The following is a 15,925-nucleotide window of genomic DNA, read 5'->3' as shown; positions in this document are numbered from 1 at the left end:
GTGGGTATCAGATGTAGGACGGACGATCGTTTTTCGGTTCAGAACCGAGGGTCGCAAGGACGGTTTTGCCGATTTCGCGGGCGGAGGTCACCGCCTGACGGACCGCGCCGGAGTCGCCGGAAATCACCAGAATAGCTTCGTTACTAAAGCTGGTGCCGTGCGCCGGAGAGCTGTACGCCACGACTTCAACGTTGGCTGACTTCAGCGCGGTATCGGCCATCAGTACGCCGACGGAAGCCGGAGCGCCGACGATAATGCCGCAGGCGCGGCCAATCGGCGCGCCGAACGCTTTTTCCAGCGCATAGCTGGCGCGAGCGGTGTACTGCAGCTCGATATGTCCGGCTTCGTTGCCGTAAACATCACCGAAGGTGCGGTCCAGCTCTTTCAGCGCGACTTCGATACCGCGCTTGACGTCGGAAACGTCGTTACCGCCTAAAATAATCAGCGAACCGTGGCCCGCGCCGCCTTTGGTATCGCGCGGCAGCTCAATGCTGACCACTTCGGTGTTGGTGGCTTTCACCGCTTCGTCCGCCGCCATAATGTGCGGGCCTGCGCCGGTGCGGGCGCCGAGAATGCCGATGGAACGATAGCGCTTCTCAAGTTTCATCGCGTCCAGCAGGGCGGTATCGACGTTGGCGATAACCAGGCCCAGGGTATCGCCAATGGCGGTCCCGACAAATTCCGTTAAACTGCAGCTTTTTTCTGCCATAGCCGTCTCTCGTATAGGTTGGGGTTGACCAGGGATGGCCTGTTGTTCCGGCGTTGCCACACGGGCAATCACCTGCGCCATGATCTGTTCCACCAGCTCATTGCTGCTCATTGGCTAATTCCCTTCGGTAAGATTTTTTCTACATCGGTGTGAGGGCGTGGGATGACGTGTACGGCTTTCACTTCACCCACGTTGCGTGCGGCTGCGGCACCTGCATCGGTGGCCGCTTTGACCGCGCCAACATCGCCGCGCACGATGACGGTTACCAGCCCGGAGCCAATCTTTTCATAGCCCACTAACATCACATTGGCTGACTTAACCATTGCATCAGCGGCCTCTATGGCTGCGGTTAAGCCTTTGGTTTCTACCATTCCTAGTGCTTCTTGTTGCATAAAGACCTCGCATGGAGTGTTCCGATAGTTGGGACTATAAGAAGATGCGAGGAAAAAGAATGGCTGACTTGCTGTTGAGCATCAGAAAATAATGGGAAAGCAATATGACTAAATTGTCTTTTGCTTTTATAACTTATTGATAAATTACATTTAATTTATTATTGTCTATATGATTATTTTGTTTTTATTATTTCATTTTTACATTTTTGTTAGTGACGAGAGTATTTTTATTTGATATGGCGAAAGACGCAAAATGTGATGCTTATTCGAAATTGATAAGTTGGCTTGTGCAATATTTTATTATTTTCACAGGCGTATTTTATAGCTCGAATCTCCCGTATGATGGGCTGCTAAAAATATCGGAAAAGCAAAATTTTGCTATCGCAACACGATTTTTCCGGGAGACAGGTTCGCAGGTTGCCAACAATTTACAGGCGGCACTTTTTATAGTGAGGTTAGCTGTACTCTACCGCCAGCCGAAACTTGCGCTGGCCAGGACACGAACTTTGCTCAGAAGGTGTCACATGAATGATTCTCTAAAGGCGCAATGTGGTGCGGAATTTTTAGGCACCGGACTCTTTTTGTTTTTTGGTATCGGTTGTTTGAGCGCGCTCAAAGTCGCAGGCGCCAGCCTCGGATTATGGGAGATTTGCATTATTTGGGGGCTTGGAATTTCACTGGCCGTTTACCTTACTGCCGGAATCTCCGGCGGACATCTTAACCCTGCGGTGACGATTGCGCTGTGGCTGTTTGCCTGCTTCCCCAAACAGAAAGTATTGCCTTATATTATTGCCCAGTTTGCCGGCGCTTTTGGCGGCGCTCTGCTGGCGTATGTGCTTTATAGTAGCCTTTTTACTGAATTTGAGACTGCGCATCATATGGTGCGCGGTAGCGTCGAAAGTTTGCAATTAGCCAGCATTTTCAGTACCTATCCGGCCGCAGCGCTAAATGTATGGCAGGCTGCGTTGGTGGAAGTGGTCATTACGTCGATTCTGATGGGCATGATCATGGCATTGACGGATGATGGCAATGGCATTCCTAAAGGGCCGCTTGCGCCTTTGCTTATTGGGATACTGGTTGCCGTTATCGGCGCGTCTACTGGACCCCTTACCGGTTTTGCAATGAACCCGGCGCGTGATTTCGGTCCCAAACTGTTCACATGGTTAGCGGGGTGGGGGAACATGGCGATGAGCGGTGGGCGAGAGATCCCTTATTTTATCGTGCCGATTGTCGCGCCTGTTATCGGCGCCTGTGCCGGAGCAGCCATATATCGCTATTTTATTGGTAAGAATTTACCTTGTAACCGCTGTGAACTGTAAGGAAATGCGAACCAGATTCACAGCAATGATGTATCGTAAAAACAGGTGAGATAATTTCGTGATCTGCTTTCACGAACTGATCAAAACGTCTCCCAGCAATGGGAGACTTTTGATATTGTCATTGTACTTTTTATCAGGGCCAGGATAATGGTAATAAAAAGTGAATGTAAATAATGTGTTTTGTTTATAACAATAAATTAACTGAGGGGTTTTATCATGATTTCTGCGAGCGCTCTGAACTCAGAACTCATTAATAAAATCGCACAGGATTTTGCACAAGCCACCGGTCTGGCGGTTGTGGTTGTCAATATTCATGGTGATGAAATATCTGAGCTATTCAATTTCACGCCGTTTTGTCAGTTGATGCGGCAGCATCCCCAGCATAGTACACGTTGTCGTATGAGCGATCGCTGCGGGGGACTGGAGGCATCGAAGTCCGATCAACCCTGTATTTATCGTTGTCATGCCGGTCTAACGGATTTTTCTATTCCGCTGGTAATCGCAGGGCATTTAGTTGGCTTTGTTTTATGCGGGCAGGTTCGTTTAAGTAATGACGTGGAGCTGGTAAACATTCTTAATGTTGACGATCGCTGGCAGGCTGACCCTGAGCTCTTGAATGAATTTCGGAATGTGCCAGAGATGGACTATTCACGCGTTATCGCTTCCGCCGATCTTCTTAAACTGATTGTTGAGAATTGCCTGAAAAAACAGCTCAATTTCGTGGTTATCAAAGACAATCCGCAGCAATCGGAGGCAAATAAAACCACTCGTGGTCCCACTCCGCATGACAGTAAAATGAAAAAAGCGCTTCGCTATATTGATGCGCATTTGTCCGACGATCTTCGTCTTGAGGATGTCGCCTCACATGTCTATCTCAGCCCCTATTACTTCAGTAAGCTATTCAAGAAATATCAGGGAATCGGATTTAATGCGTGGGTAAACCGCCAGAGAATGGTTAGCGCCAGAGAATTGCTTTGCCATAGTGACTGGAGTATTGCCAGTATTGCGCGTAATTTAGGCTTTTCGCAAACCAGCTATTTTTGCAAAGTCTTCCGCCAGACCTATCAGGTTACGCCGCAGGCTTATCGCCAGCAGATAAATGAGAATTCTCATCCTCCATCGTTATGAATAGCAATATTTTGCTATTGCCGATTTTTGATAGTCTTTTGTATCTTAATCATTTCAGAAAGAAAATTTATCTGGTGTAACAATAAATTGTCATAGCGCAACAAAATAATAAAATTTAGGGCATAAACTGCACCAGTTTTTATTTTTGTGATGAAGTACAGTGTCAGGAAAGATAAGTTTTATTACGCTTTGTCGATACGTTTTATCGTCAATATACCGGTAAGGATGAGTAGATTAACGTCAGATGAGCAACCGCTCAGGCTATTGCTCACAGAAATGTAAAACGTAGCACATTATTAATTGTCGTTATGGGTGTGCCGTACAGCCATAACGTAAACCAACAGGTTTGCCACATTTGTGGTAGGGAAGGGGGTGAAAATCCCCCGCAGCCCCCGCTGCTGTGATGCTGACGACCCCGTAAAGACCACTGATCGCAAGATTGGGAAGGACGGGCGAGGAGGACGCTAAGCCAGAAGACCTGCCTGTCGGTGATAACCAACAACTTCGGTGGGAAGTGGGTTGCGAAGACGCGTACAGTCGAAAGACTGAACATGCGCGTACCTGTATACCCCTACCACCCTGAACAGGATCAGGGTAATGGCGGCAAGGCATCACGCATTTATTCTTGCAGGCACAGGAAGCGGTTGCGGCAAAACCACGGTGACGCTTGGTTTGTTGAGGCTGCTGCAAAAACGCGCGCTGCGCGTACAGCCGTTTAAAGTTGGGCCAGATTACCTTGATACCGGCTGGCATACCGCTATCTGTGGCGTGGCGTCCCGTAATCTTGACAGTTTCATGCTTCCTCCTCCTGTTCTCAACGCCTTATTTTGCGAACAAATGCGGCAGGCGGATATCGCTGTCATTGAAGGGGTCATGGGGTTGTATGACGGCTATGGCGTCGACCCCAATTACTGCAGCACAGCCGCGATGGCCAAACAGCTTGGTTGCCCGGTCATCCTACTGGTGGACGGCAAGGCTGTTTCAACGTCGCTTGCGGCTACCGTTATGGGATTTCAGCACTTCGACCCGACCCTCAACCTCGCGGGCGTGATTGTGAATCGCGTCACTAGCGACGCCCACTATCAGCTCCTCAAAAATGCCATTGAACATTATTGCTCACTGCCGGTACTGGGGTATGTCCCTCCTTGCGACGGCGTCGCATTACCTGAACGCCACCTGGGGTTGATTACTGCCAGAGAATCCCTCGTCAATCAGCAATCATGGCATGATTTTGCCGCCACGCTGGAACAAACAGTGGATGTGGATGCGCTACTCTCGCTGAGCGTGTTATCCGCGCTTCCGGCGGGAATGTGGCCTGAACGCCCCGATAACACAGCGGGGGCAGGGCTGACGCTTGCTCTGGCGGATGATGAGGCCTTTAACTTTTATTATCCCGATAACATCGATTTGCTGGAGCGTGCCGGCGTTAACATTGTGCGTTTTAGCCCACTGCATGACCGCGCATTGCCTGATTGTCAGATGATCTGGCTGGGCGGTGGATATCCTGAATTATACGCCGCGGATCTGGCGGCAAATACGGTGATGTTAAAACATTTGCGGGCGGCGCATCAGCGCGGCGTGGCGATTTACGCGGAGTGTGGTGGTCTGATGTATCTGGGGAGCACTCTGGAGGATAGCGGCGGGGAAATTCATCAGATGGCGAATATTATCCCCGGTCACAGCAAAATGGGTAAGCGACTCACCCGCTTTGGTTATTGTGAGGCGCAGGCTATGCAGCCAACGCTATTGGCGGCGCCTGGCGAGATAGTGCGCGGCCATGAATTTCACTACTCAGATTTTATCCCCGAAACACCCGCCGTTATGGCCTGTCGTAAGGTTCGCGATGGCCGCGTGTTACAGGAATGGACTGGCGGCTGGCAGACAGGCAACACGTTTGCCAGCTATCTGCACGTCCATTTCGCCCAGCGTCCGGAAATGTTGCAGCACTGGCTGGCGGCGGCGAGGCGCGTATTATGACGATTCTTGCCTGGTGTATCGCCTGGGTGCTGGATTTTATCATCGGCGACCCTCAACACTGGCCCCATCCGGTACGCTGGATAGGTCGTTTAATCACGTTTGTGCAGCGTATTGTGCGTCGCTATTGTCCCGGCGATAAAGCGCTGCGGATTGGCGGCGGCGTAATGTGGGTTGTGGTTGTCGGGGCGACCTGGGGCGTGGCATGGGGCGTACTGGCGCTGGCGCAGCGGATTCACCCCTGGTTTGGCTGGAGCGTCGAAGTCTGGATGATCTTTACCACGCTGGCCGGACGCTCTCTGGCCCACGCCGCGCAGGAGGTTGAACGACCGTTACGGAAGAACGACCTTGCGGAAAGCCGAATAAAACTCTCCTGGATCGTCGGGCGCGATACGTCGCAACTTCAGCCAGCGCAGATCAATCGCGCCGTGGTGGAAACGGTTGCAGAAAACACCGTTGACGGCATTATCGCGCCGCTCTTTTTCCTCTTTCTCGGCGGCGCGCCGCTGGCGATGGCCTACAAAGCCGTCAATACCCTGGATTCAATGGTGGGCTACAAACATGAAAAATACCGGGCGATTGGTATGGTCAGCGCCCGTATGGACGACGTAGCGAACTATCTTCCTGCCCGACTGAGCTGGCTGTTGCTGGGCATTGCGGCAGGACTGTGTCGCCTGAGTGGTTGGCGGGCGCTGCGTATTGGCTGGCGTGACCGTTATAACCACAGTAGCCCAAATTGCGCCTGGTCGGAAGCGTGTGTGGCCGGCGCCTTAGGAATCCAGCTCGGTGGCCCAAATAACTACTTTGGCGAGCGTGTGGACAAGCCCTGGATAGGCGACGCGCAGCGCGATATTTCCGTGGACGATATTTCCCGAACGATTCGATTGATGTGGGTCGCTTCAACCCTGGCGCTGGCGCTGTTAATTGCGGCGCGGTGCGGGTTATCTGGCGTGGCCTGAGGACGACAGTATGCATTATATCCAGCAGCCCCAAACCATTGAGGCCAACAGTTTCACCATTATTAGCGACATTATTCGCGAAACGCGTCCTGATTACCGTTTCGCCAGTCCGCTCCATGAGGCCATTATCAAGCGGGTTATTCATACCACCGCCGATTTCGACTGGCTGGACATTTTGTGGTTCTCTGCCGATGCGCTGGAGCAGCTTTGTGATGCGTTACGCCATCCGTGCATTATTTATACCGATACCACGATGGCGCTGTCCGGCATTAATAAAAGATTACTGGCGACGTTTGGCGGCGAGTGTCGCTGTTATATCAGCGATCCGCGCGTGGTGCGCGCCGCACAAACGCAGGGGATTACCCGTTCAATGGCCGCCGTCGATATCGCTATCGCCGAGGAGGAGAAAAACAAGCTCTTTGTTTTCGGTAATGCGCCGACGGCCCTGTTCCGTTTGCTTGAACATAACGTGACGGTGAGCGGCGTGGTGGGCGTACCGGTAGGCTTTGTCGGCGCGGCGGAGTCCAAAGAGGCACTCACCCATAGCCATTTCCCCGCGGTTGCCGCGTTAGGGCGTAAAGGCGGCAGTAACGTGGCTGCCGCTATCGTCAATGCGTTGCTCTATCACCTCCGGGAGGCCTGATGAGCGAGCTTTCTTTTGACGCGCCGGTCTGGCACCACGGTAAAGCGTTACGTAAAGGATATACCACCGGTTCCTGCGCGACGGCGGCGGCAAAAGTCGCCGCGCTGATGGTATTACGTCAACATCTGATTCATCAGGTCTCCATCGTCACGCCGTCGGGCGTCACGCTATGCCTGAACGTGGAGTCGCCGCACATTGAAGGCCAGCAGGCGATAGCCGCAATTCGTAAAGATGGCGGCGATGACGTGGATGCCACGCACGGAATGCTGATTTTTGCCCGCGTTACGCTCAACGACAGCGGTGAGATTACGCTCACTGGCGGCGAAGGTATTGGTACGGTAACGCGTAAAGGGATTGGACTGCCGCTCGGGAGCGCCGCCATCAATCGTACGCCGCGCCATACCATTGAGTCAGCGGTGCGCGAAGCGATAGGCCCGGCGCGTGGGGCCGATGTGGAGATTTTTGCCCCGGAAGGCGAAGCGCGGGCGCAAAAAACGTATAACTCGCGGCTTGGCATTCTTGGCGGCATTTCCATTATTGGCACTACCGGCATTGTGACGCCGATGTCGGAAGAAAGCTGGAAACGCTCGCTATCGCTGGAACTGGAGATCAAACGGGCGTCAGGATTAACGCGGGTGATACTCGTGCCGGGCAACCACGGCGAACGGTTTGTTCGCGAACAAATGGGCGTCGACACACAGGCAGTCGTCACCATGAGCAATTTTGTCGGCTACATGATTGAAGAGGCGGTACGGCTGGGATTTTGCCAGATAGTGCTGGTGGGTCATCCTGGAAAATTGATCAAAATCGCCGCCGGGATCTTTCATACCCATAGCCATATTGCCGATGCGCGCATGGAAACGCTGGTCGCGCATTTAGCTTTACTGGGCGCGCCGCTGGAGTTACTCACCCTGGTCAGCGATTGCGATACCACCGAAGCGGCAATGGAGCACATTGAAGCATATGGCTTCGGGCATATCTATAACCATCTTGCCAGGCGTATTTGTTTGCGAGTCATGCAGATGCTGCGTTTTACCAAAACGCCGCCTGTCTGCGACGCCATCCTGTTTTCTTTTGATAACCATATTCTCGGCAGTAATCGTCCCGTCGACGAGATTGCTAAGGAGCTGCAATGCTAACGGTCGTGGGAATGGGGCCCGCTGGACGGCATTTGATGACGCCTGCGGCGCTGGAAGCGATAGACCACGCCGATGCGCTGGCAGGCGGTAAACGGCATTTGGCGCAGTTTCCGGCGTTTGGCGGCGAACGATTTACGCTGGGCGCGGATATTGGCGCGTTGTTGTCATGGATTGCCGCCCGTCGGGATAAAGGGATCGTGGTGCTGGCCTCCGGCGATCCGCTGTTTTATGGCATCGGTACACGCCTGGTGGCGCATTTTGGTATCGAACAGGTTCGCATTATCCCTGGCATCAGCGCCGTACAGTATCTGTGCGCACAGGCTGGAATTGATATGAATGACATGTGGTTGACCAGTAGCCACGGTCGTTGCGTCAGCTTCGAGCAGTTAGCGAACCATCGCAAAGTGGCGATGGTCACGGATGCCCGCTGCGGGCCGCGAGAAATCGCGCGGGAACTGGTCGCGCGGGGCAAAGGGCATCGCTTAATGGTGATTGGTGAAAATCTGGCGATGGAAAATGAGCGGATCCACTGGCTACCCGTCAGTGCGGTCAACGCCGACTATGAAATGAATGCAGTGGTGATCCTTGATGAAAGATGAGCTTTTTCTGCGCGGCGAGAACGTGCCAATGACCAAAGAGGCGGTACGGGCGCTGGCACTGTCGAAACTTGAGCTCCACCGCGCCAGTCACCTGATTGACGTCGGGGCGGGAACGGGAAGCGTCTCAATTGAAGCGGCGCTGCAATTTCCTTCGTTGCAGGTGACGGCTATCGAGCGTAATCCTGCCGCACTACGGCTGCTTGATGAGAATCGTCAGCGCTTTGCCTGCGGCAATATCGATATTCTCCCCGGCGAAGCGCCAATGACCATAACCGGGAAAGCCGATGCGGTGTTTATGGGCGGCAGCGGCGGACATCTGACGGCGCTGATTGACTGGGCGATGGGCCATCTGCATCCCGGTGGCCGTCTGGTGATGACCTTTATCTTGCAGGAAAACCTTCATAGCGCGCTGGCGCATCTTGCGCACATCGGCGCATGTCGAATGGACTGTGTACAGCTTCAGCTTTCATCGTTAACGCCGCTGGGGGCGGGGCACTATTTCAAACCGAACAATCCTGTTTTTGTTATCGCCTGTCAGAAGGAAGAAAACCATGTCAGAGACATTTGATCCACGCTGTGTATGGTTCGTCGGCGCCGGGCCGGGCGATCGCGAGCTGATCACGCTTAAAGGCTACCGCCTGCTGCAACAGGCGCAGGTAGTTATCTATGCCGGTTCGCTGATCAATACCGAACTGCTGGATTACTGCCCCGCGCAGGCAGAACGCTACGACAGCGCCGAACTGCATCTTGAGCAGATTATCGAGCTGATGGCGGCGGGCGTGAAGGCGGGAAAAACGGTGGTGCGTTTGCAAACGGGCGATGTCTCGCTGTACGGCTCCGTACGTGAGCAAGGCGAGGAGTTAACTCGCCGTGGTATCGACTGGCAGGTAGTGCCTGGCGTCAGCGCGTTTCTCGGCGCTGCGGCGGAGCTGGGTGTGGAATATACCGTACCGGAGGTATCGCAGAGTCTCATTATTACCCGTCTGGAAGGGCGTACGCCAGTACCGGCGCGCGAACAACTGGAGGCGTTCGCCAGTCACCAGACGTCGATGGCGATTTATCTCTCCGTTCAGCGTATTCACCGGGTGGCGGAACGTCTCATTGCCGGCGGTTATCCGGCAACTACGCCTGTCGCGGTCATTTATAAGGCTACCTGGCCGGAAAGTCAGACCGTTCGCGGCACGTTAGCGGATATTAGCGACAAAGTACGTGATGCTGGCATCCGTAAGACGGCGCTAATCCTGGTCGGGAATTTTCTGGGTAAGGAGTATCACTACTCAAGACTTTATGCAGCGGACTTTAGCCATGAATACCGTAAAGCCTGAATCCATTGCGTTGTTTTGCCTGACGCCCGGCGGCGTGGCGCTGGCAAAGAGACTCGCCGCGATGCTGCCGTTAACCTGCTTTACCAGTGAAAAACTGCGGGAAGAGGGATTTATTCCCTTCGATGGCGGATTCGCTAATACCGCCCGGCAGGCTTTTACCACTTATACCGCGCTTATTTTTATCGGCGCGACCGGCATTGCCGTTCGTGTCCTGGCGCCGTTAGTGAACGACAAGTTCAGCGATCCGGCGGTGGTCGTCATTGATGAACGAGGTCAGCATGTCATTAGCCTGCTTTCCGGTCATGCGGGCGGGGCCAATGCCTTGACGCGCTACCTGGCAGGAATGTTAGGCGCCGATCCGGTGATTACCACGGCAACGGATGTCAATGAGATGTCCGCGTTGGACACCTTAGCTTTCCAGCTTAACGCCCGCATGTCCGATCTTCGAACGGCGGTAAAAACCGTTAACCAGATGTTGGTCAGTCATCAACGTGTGGGGTTATGGTGGGATGCCGAACTAACGGAAGAGATCGGCCAGTGTGATATTCGCGGTTTTATCCCTGTTGATGATTTGCAGCGGCTGCCTGAACTGGATGCGCTTATCTGCGTCTCTTTGCGTAATGACCTCCCTGAGCTTCCCGTACCGCACTGGAAACTGGTGCCCCAGCGCGTGGTGGCGGGAATTGGCTGCCGCCGCGATACGCCATTTCCCCTGTTAGCGACATTACTGGCGCGCCAGCTTGAAGCGCAGAAACTCGATCCGCTGGCGTTAAAAGCGATTGGCAGCGTCACGCTCAAAAAAGGGGAGCCGGGGCTTATTCAGCTCGCCTCCTGCTGCCGCGTGCCTTTTAAAACCTTTACCGCCGAAGCGTTACGCGAATTCGAACACCATTTTCCCGGTTCTGGCTTCGTCAGAAAAACGGTGGGCGTTGGCAGCGTATCCGGCCCGGCAGCGTGGTTATTAAGCCAGGGACAATTGTTAGGCGAGACCCTGCGAGAACAGGGCGTCACTATTACTTTAGGAGTTGCACACTGATGTTGAGCGTAATTGGTATTGGCCCCGGTTCGCAGGCAATGATGACGATGGAGGCGATTGAGGCGCTTCAGGCGGCGGAAATCGTCGTCGGTTATAAAACCTACACCCACCTGGTGAAAGCCTTTACCGGCGATAAGCAGGTGATCAAAACCGGGATGTGCAGAGAGATTGAACGCTGCCAGGCGGCGATTGAGCTGGCGCAGGCCGGGCATAACGTGGCGCTGATTAGCAGCGGCGACGCCGGTATTTACGGCATGGCGGGACTGGTGCTGGAGCTGGTGAGCAAGCAGAAGCTGGATGTAGAGGTTCGCCTTATTCCGGGGATGACCGCCAGTATCGCAGCCGCCTCGCTGCTGGGTGCGCCGCTGATGCACGACTTCTGTCATATCAGCCTCAGCGACCTGCTGACCCCGTGGCCGGTAATTGAAAAACGTATTGTTGCCGCCGGAGAGGCAGACTTTGTTATCTGTTTTTACAACCCGCGCAGCCGCGGCCGCGAAGGGCATCTGGCGCGCGCGTTTGACCTGCTTGCCGCCAGTAAAAGCGCGCAAACGCCGGTTGGCGTGGTGAAATCCGCCGGACGTAAGAAAGAGGAAAAATGGCTGACTACGCTCGGCGATATGGATTTTGAACCGGTAGATATGACCAGTCTGGTCATCGTTGGTAATAAAACGACCTATGTTCAGGATGGGCTGATGATAACGCCGCGAGGTTACACGCTGTGAATGAGGGGGATGTGCTGGTGGTGGGCGGCACCAGCGATGCGCGCGCGTTATGCCGACAACTGGATGCGGCGAACGTCGCGTACACCTTATCCGTGGCGACGCCAGCCGGAAAAGCGCTGGCGGGCGACATTAAAGGGCAGGTGCGCTGTGGTCGTCTGGAGTACGGGCAGATGGTCGCCTGGCTAAAAGAAAACCGTACTCGCTGGGTAATAGATGCATCGCATCCTTATGCAGAAATGGTCAGCCATAACCTCCTTCGCGCCTGTGAAACGGCAGGCGTGTTGTTAAGTCGTTATCAGCGTCCGGAGCAGCTTAGCAATCTGACGCATCCGCTTCTCTATACGGCGCGCAGTATTGCCGATGCCTGCGAGATAGCGAGGCGTTTTGGTCCGCGCGTGTTACTGACGACCGGCAGTAAAGATCTGGCCGTCTGGCGTGCCGGGCTGGCGGAAAAAACGTTGCTGGCGCGCGTACTGCCCGTGGCGGAGGTGATTCAACGCTGCAGCGAACTGGGGTTCGGCGTTGGAGAAATTTTCGCTCTGTGTGGGCCGTTCAGCGCTGATTTTAACGCCGCGTTTTACCACCAGTGCCGGGCCGACGTGGTCATTACCAAAGCGTCCGGCGCGGAGGGGGGATATCAGGAAAAAGTTCAGCCCTGTCTGGATGCGGGCATTCCTTGCATCGTTATTGCGCGCCCGACGCCGCTTGTGACGGGTGATGAGTTACTGGAAAGCCAGGCCGCCTTTGCGCAGCGTTTATCGCGCTGGCTGGCCGCAGCTAAGGAGTAAAAATGAAAAAAGCGCTTCTGGTGGTCAGTTTTGGCACCAGCTATCACGACACCTGTGAAAAAAACATTGTGGCGTGCGAACGTGATCTGGCGGCGTCCTGTCCCGATCGCGACCTGTTTCGCGCCTTCACTTCCGGAATGATCATTCGCAAGCTTCGCCAGCGTGACGGTATCGACATCGATACGCCATTACAGGCTTTGCAAAAGCTTGCCGCACAGGGATATCAGGACGTGGCGATTCAGTCGTTGCACATTATTAACGGCGACGAATATGAAAAAATTGTCCGTGAAGTACAACTCTTGCGTCCGTTATTCACTCGCCTGACGCTGGGCGTGCCGCTGTTGAGCAGCCATAACGATTATGTGCAGCTAATGCAGGCGTTGCGACAACAGATGCCATCGCTCAGACAAACGGAGAAAGTCGTTTTTATGGGCCACGGCGCCAGCCATCACGCATTCGCAGCTTATGCCTGTCTCGATCATATGATGACCGCGCAGCGCTTTCCGGCGCGCGTCGGCGCCGTAGAAAGCTACCCGGAGGTCGACATCCTGATCGACAGCCTGCGTGACGAAGGCGTCACCGGCGTACATTTGATGCCATTAATGCTGGTGGCGGGCGATCACGCCATTAATGATATGGCTTCAGACGACGGCGACTCATGGAAAATGCGCTTTAACGCGGCGGGCATTCCGGCGACGCCGTGGCTGAGCGGGCTGGGAGAAAACCCGGCTATCCGGGCGATGTTTGTCGCGCATTTGCACCAGGCGCTGAACATGGCGGTAGAGGAGGCGGCATGAACGGTAAATTATACGCATTAAGTACCGGGCCAGGCGCGCCCGACCTGATAACCGTCCGCGCAGCGCGGATTCTTGGCTCGCTGGACATTCTGTATGCGCCCGCCGGTCGTAAGGGGGGCGATAGTCTGGCGCTGTCGATTGTGCGCGACTATCTCGGCGAGCAGACGGAAGTACGTTGTTGCCATTTCCCTATGAGCGCTGACGGCGCCGAGAAAGAAGCGGTCTGGAACGAGGTTGCCGCCGCGCTTACCGCAGAGGTGGAAGCGGGTAAACAGGTCGGTTTTATTACCCTGGGCGATGCGATGCTATTCAGTACCTGGATTTTTTTACTCCAGCGAATCGGCTGCCCGGAGTGGCTGGAGATTGTCCCCGGCGTCACGTCCTTCGCCGCGATAGCCGCCCGCGCGAAAATGCCGCTCGCCATAGAACGGCAATCGCTGGCGGTTATTTCTTGTACCGCGCCGGAAGCGGAAATAGCCCAGGCGCTACAACAGCATGATAGCCTGGTGTTGATGAAAGTGTATGGCCGGTTCGCCCGTATTAAAGCTTTGCTGGCGCAGGCTGGCCTGCTGGAATGCGCCTTAATGATGTCCGAGGCCACACTGCCCGGCGAGCAGTGCTGGCGCCATCTCCACGAGGTCAACGATGATCGACCGTTGCCCTATTTTTCGACCATTCTGGTCAATAAACAGTGGGAGTATGCAGAATGAAACTTGAACAGCAGCTTCGACAGTTGTCTTTCAGTGGACTGGCTGCAGCGCTATTGCTGATGGTTGTCCCGCAACAGGCGTTTGCGATGCATATCATGGAGGGCTTTTTACCGCCAGTGTGGGCGCTGGCCTGGTGGCTACTGTTTTTACCCTGCTTGTGGTATGGACTGGTGCGCTTACGGCGTATTGTGCAGGAGGATAATCATCAGAAGGTACTGCTGGCGCTGTGCGGCGCGTTTATTTTTGTCCTGTCCGCGCTCAAAATTCCGTCGGTAACGGGGAGTTGTTCACATCCGACCGGCGTTGGTCTGGCGGTTATCTTGTTCGGGCCCGGGGTGGTGGCGATTCTCGGCGCGGTTGTGCTGTTGTTTCAGGCGCTATTGCTGGCGCACGGTGGCCTGACGACGCTTGGCGCAAATGGAATGTCGATGGCGGTGATTGGCCCGGTTGTCGGTTATCTGGTGTGGAAAATGGCCTGCCGTGCCGGACTGCGCCGTGATGTCGCCGTTTTTCTGTGCGCGATGCTGGCGGATTTGGCGACCTATTTTGTGACTTCAGTCCAGCTTGGCGTTGCGTTTCCCGATCCCCATGCCGGAGCGACAGGGTCTGTTGTGAAGTTTATGGGGATTTTCTGCCTCACACAGATTCCTGTCGCCATTGCTGAAGGTTTATTAACCGTCATGATTTATGACCAGTTAACCAAACGGCAAGTGATTACCGTACAAGGACATTAAAATGAAAAAAACGTTGATGTTGTTAGCGATGGTGGTGGCGCTGGTGATTCTGCCGTTTTTTATTAACCATGGCGGTGAATATGGCGGTTCAGACGGCGAAGCGGAAAGCCAGATTCAGGCTATTGCGCCGCAGTATAAACCCTGGTTTCAGCCGTTATATGAACCTGCCAGCGGTGAAATTGAAAGCCTGCTGTTTACCCTTCAGGGCTCTCTTGGCGCGGCGGTGATTTTTTATATCCTGGGGTATTGCAAAGGTAAACAACGCCGTGATGACCGGGCTTGATCGACTCAGCTATCAAAGCCGCTGGGCACACGTTGCGCCGCAGCGCAAGTTTTTGCTGTGGCTGGCGATGATGATACTGGCGTTTGTTCTGCCGCCTGTAGGGCAGGGCATTGAGCTGCTGATCATTGCCGGATTGAGCTGTTGGCTATTGCGCATATCCCTCTGGCGCTGGTGTCGATGGATGGCGATACCTTTTGGATTTTTGTTGGTCGGCGTGATAACGATTATCTTCAGCATCAGCCGCGAGCCGCAAATGCTGCTGGCTGGCATATCTGTTGGGCCGTACTGGATCGGGATTACCCGTGCGGGCGTGGTTACGGCGAATGAAACGTTCTGGCGTAGCCTGACGGCGCTGTCCGCGACGTTGTGGCTGGTGATGAACCTACCGTTTCCGCAGTTAATTAGCTTGCTTAAGCGCGCGCATATTCCACGCCTGCTTACCGAGCAAATCCTGTTAACGTGGCGCTTTCTCTTTATTCTTCTGGATGAGGCGGTGGCAATCCGTCGTGCGCAAACGCTGCGTTTTGGTTATTGCAGCCTGCCGAACGGCTATCGATCTCTGGCGATGCTGGCTGGACTCCTGTTTACGCGGGTGTTAATGCGTTATCAGCAAATGACCACCACGCTGGATATCAAACTGTATCAGGGTGATTTTCACCTGTAAG

19 protein-coding genes and 19 other annotated features are annotated in these 15,925 nt (G+C 54.3%); of the genes, 17 read left to right on the top strand and 2 right to left on the bottom strand.

The genetic code is table 11. The annotated features are described in order from the left end of the window. Positions 1-7 precede the first annotated feature (7 nt). The gene (gene pudB, locus STM2039; RefSeq protein ID NP_460984.3) for a propanediol utilization protein occupies positions 8-712 on the bottom strand. Within the gene, positions 8-709 belong to an annotated coding region; the region does not span the whole gene. Next, positions 707-712, bottom strand: a ribosome-binding site (putative RBS for pudB; RegulonDB:STMS1H002190). It overlaps the preceding gene by 6 nt. Before the next feature lie 104 nt (positions 713-816). Then, the gene (pduA, locus tag STM2038; RefSeq protein NP_460983.1) for a propanediol utilization protein occupies positions 817-1,107 on the bottom strand. Within the gene, positions 817-1,101 belong to an annotated coding region; the region does not span the whole gene. Further along, positions 1,102-1,107, bottom strand: a ribosome-binding site (putative RBS for pduA; RegulonDB:STMS1H002189). (Overlaps the previous gene by 6 nt.) 512 nt (positions 1,108-1,619) lie before the next feature. Then, positions 1,620-1,625 (top strand) — a ribosome-binding site (putative RBS for pduF; RegulonDB:STMS1H002188). On the opposite strand from pduA, the gene pduF reads away from it, so the two are divergent. The 17 genes from pduF (at position 1,620) to cboQ (ending at position 15,924) form a co-directional block, all read left to right on the top strand. Next, positions 1,620-2,420, top strand: a protein-coding gene (pduF, locus tag STM2037; protein ID NP_460982.1) for a propanediol utilization protein. Within the gene, positions 1,626-2,420 belong to an annotated coding region; the region does not span the whole gene. Its footprint overlaps the feature before it by 6 nt. 203 nt (positions 2,421-2,623) lie before the next feature. Further along, positions 2,624-2,629 (top strand) — a ribosome-binding site (putative RBS for pocR; RegulonDB:STMS1H002187). Then, positions 2,624-3,548 (top strand): propanediol utilization protein gene (gene pocR / locus STM2036; RefSeq protein ID NP_460981.1). Within the gene, positions 2,637-3,548 belong to an annotated coding region; the region does not span the whole gene. Its footprint overlaps the feature before it by 6 nt. 590 nt (positions 3,549-4,138) lie before the next feature. After that, positions 4,139-4,144, top strand: a ribosome-binding site (putative RBS for cbiA; RegulonDB:STMS1H002186). After that, positions 4,139-5,525, top strand: a protein-coding gene (gene cbiA / locus STM2035; protein NP_460980.1) for a synthesis of vitamin B12 adenosyl cobalamide precursor. Within the gene, positions 4,146-5,525 belong to an annotated coding region; the region does not span the whole gene. (Overlaps the previous feature by 6 nt.) Continuing rightward, positions 5,516-5,521: a ribosome-binding site (putative RBS for cibB; RegulonDB:STMS1H002185), on the top strand. It overlaps the preceding gene by 6 nt. Continuing rightward, positions 5,516-6,481, top strand: a protein-coding gene (gene cibB / locus STM2034) for a synthesis of vitamin B12 adenosyl cobalamide precursor (protein NP_460979.1). Within the gene, positions 5,522-6,481 belong to an annotated coding region; the region does not span the whole gene. The genes cbiA and cibB overlap by 10 nt, the downstream gene beginning before the upstream one ends. Before the next feature lie 3 nt (positions 6,482-6,484). Further along, positions 6,485-6,490 (top strand) — a ribosome-binding site (putative RBS for cbiC; RegulonDB:STMS1H002184). Beyond that, the gene (gene cbiC / locus STM2033; protein ID NP_460978.1) for a synthesis of vitamin B12 adenosyl cobalamide precursor occupies positions 6,485-7,124 on the top strand. Within the gene, positions 6,492-7,124 belong to an annotated coding region; the region does not span the whole gene. (Overlaps the previous feature by 6 nt.) Further along, positions 7,119-7,124 (top strand) — a ribosome-binding site (putative RBS for cbiD; RegulonDB:STMS1H002183). It overlaps the preceding gene by 6 nt. Further along, the gene (gene cbiD / locus STM2032) for a synthesis of vitamin B12 adenosyl cobalamide precursor (protein ID NP_460977.1) occupies positions 7,119-8,263 on the top strand. Within the gene, positions 7,124-8,263 belong to an annotated coding region; the region does not span the whole gene. The genes cbiC and cbiD overlap by 6 nt, the downstream gene beginning before the upstream one ends. Further along, positions 8,250-8,255, top strand: a ribosome-binding site (putative RBS for cbiE; RegulonDB:STMS1H002182). (Overlaps the previous gene by 6 nt.) Beyond that, positions 8,250-8,862, top strand: a protein-coding gene (cbiE, locus tag STM2031) for a synthesis of vitamin B12 adenosyl cobalamide precursor (RefSeq protein NP_460976.1). Within the gene, positions 8,257-8,862 belong to an annotated coding region; the region does not span the whole gene. The genes cbiD and cbiE overlap by 14 nt, the downstream gene beginning before the upstream one ends. Then, positions 8,846-8,851 (top strand) — a ribosome-binding site (putative RBS for cbiT; RegulonDB:STMS1H002181). (Overlaps the previous gene by 6 nt.) Beyond that, the gene (gene cbiT / locus STM2030; RefSeq protein NP_460975.1) for a synthesis of vitamin B12 adenosyl cobalamide precursor occupies positions 8,846-9,430 on the top strand. Within the gene, positions 8,852-9,430 belong to an annotated coding region; the region does not span the whole gene. The genes cbiE and cbiT overlap by 17 nt, the downstream gene beginning before the upstream one ends. Continuing rightward, positions 9,407-9,412: a ribosome-binding site (putative RBS for cbiF; RegulonDB:STMS1H002180), on the top strand. It overlaps the preceding gene by 6 nt. Further along, the gene (gene cbiF, locus STM2029) for a synthesis of vitamin B12 adenosyl cobalamide precursor (protein NP_460974.1) occupies positions 9,407-10,187 on the top strand. Within the gene, positions 9,414-10,187 belong to an annotated coding region; the region does not span the whole gene. Before cbiT ends, cbiF begins: the two co-directional genes overlap by 24 nt. Then, positions 10,163-10,168: a ribosome-binding site (putative RBS for cbiG; RegulonDB:STMS1H002179), on the top strand. It overlaps the preceding gene by 6 nt. Continuing rightward, the gene (gene cbiG, locus STM2028; RefSeq protein NP_460973.1) for a synthesis of vitamin B12 adenosyl cobalamide precursor occupies positions 10,163-11,223 on the top strand. Within the gene, positions 10,168-11,223 belong to an annotated coding region; the region does not span the whole gene. The genes cbiF and cbiG overlap by 25 nt, the downstream gene beginning before the upstream one ends. Next, positions 11,216-11,221: a ribosome-binding site (putative RBS for cbiH; RegulonDB:STMS1H002178), on the top strand. (Overlaps the previous gene by 6 nt.) After that, the gene (gene cbiH, locus STM2027; protein ID NP_460972.1) for a synthesis of vitamin B12 adenosyl cobalamide precursor occupies positions 11,216-11,948 on the top strand. Within the gene, positions 11,223-11,948 belong to an annotated coding region; the region does not span the whole gene. The genes cbiG and cbiH overlap by 8 nt, the downstream gene beginning before the upstream one ends. After that, positions 11,939-11,944, top strand: a ribosome-binding site (putative RBS for cbiJ; RegulonDB:STMS1H002177). Its footprint overlaps the gene before it by 6 nt. Next, the gene (gene cbiJ / locus STM2026) for a synthesis of vitamin B12 adenosyl cobalamide precursor (RefSeq protein ID NP_460971.1) occupies positions 11,939-12,736 on the top strand. Within the gene, positions 11,945-12,736 belong to an annotated coding region; the region does not span the whole gene. Before cbiH ends, cbiJ begins: the two co-directional genes overlap by 10 nt. Continuing rightward, positions 12,732-12,737, top strand: a ribosome-binding site (putative RBS for cbiK; RegulonDB:STMS1H002176). (Overlaps the previous gene by 5 nt.) Then, positions 12,732-13,533, top strand: a protein-coding gene (gene cbiK, locus STM2025; protein NP_460970.1) for a synthesis of vitamin B12 adenosyl cobalamide precursor. Within the gene, positions 12,739-13,533 belong to an annotated coding region; the region does not span the whole gene. It overlaps the preceding feature by 6 nt. The genes cbiJ and cbiK overlap by 5 nt, the downstream gene beginning before the upstream one ends. After that, positions 13,522-13,527 (top strand) — a ribosome-binding site (putative RBS for cbiL; RegulonDB:STMS1H002175). (Overlaps the previous gene by 6 nt.) Then, positions 13,522-14,243, top strand: a protein-coding gene (gene cbiL, locus STM2024) for a synthesis of vitamin B12 adenosyl cobalamide precursor (RefSeq protein ID NP_460969.1). Within the gene, positions 13,530-14,243 belong to an annotated coding region; the region does not span the whole gene. Before cbiK ends, cbiL begins: the two co-directional genes overlap by 12 nt. Further along, positions 14,235-14,240, top strand: a ribosome-binding site (putative RBS for cbiM; RegulonDB:STMS1H002174). It overlaps the preceding gene by 6 nt. Further along, positions 14,235-14,977, top strand: a protein-coding gene (gene cbiM / locus STM2023; RefSeq protein NP_460968.3) for a synthesis of vitamin B12 adenosyl cobalamide precursor. Within the gene, positions 14,240-14,977 belong to an annotated coding region; the region does not span the whole gene. Before cbiL ends, cbiM begins: the two co-directional genes overlap by 9 nt. Beyond that, positions 14,973-14,978: a ribosome-binding site (putative RBS for cbiN; RegulonDB:STMS1H002173), on the top strand. (Overlaps the previous gene by 5 nt.) Next, positions 14,973-15,260 (top strand): synthesis of vitamin B12 adenosyl cobalamide precursor gene (cbiN, locus tag STM2022; RefSeq protein ID NP_460967.1). Within the gene, positions 14,979-15,260 belong to an annotated coding region; the region does not span the whole gene. It overlaps the preceding feature by 6 nt. Before cbiM ends, cbiN begins: the two co-directional genes overlap by 5 nt. After that, positions 15,241-15,246, top strand: a ribosome-binding site (putative RBS for cboQ; RegulonDB:STMS1H002172). It overlaps the preceding gene by 6 nt. Further along, positions 15,241-15,924 (top strand): synthesis of vitamin B12 adenosyl cobalamide precursor gene (gene cboQ, locus STM2021; RefSeq protein NP_460966.1). Within the gene, positions 15,247-15,924 belong to an annotated coding region; the region does not span the whole gene. The genes cbiN and cboQ overlap by 20 nt, the downstream gene beginning before the upstream one ends. The last annotated feature ends 1 nt before the right edge of the window (position 15,925 follow it).

Origin of the sequence: Salmonella enterica subsp. enterica serovar Typhimurium str. LT2, from assembly GCF_000006945.2 — a bacterium.
Lineage (GTDB): Bacteria > Pseudomonadota > Gammaproteobacteria > Enterobacterales > Enterobacteriaceae > Salmonella > Salmonella enterica.
The sequence above is the reverse complement of the archived record's forward strand: the minus strand, read 5'-3'. Positions and strand labels throughout refer to the sequence as shown.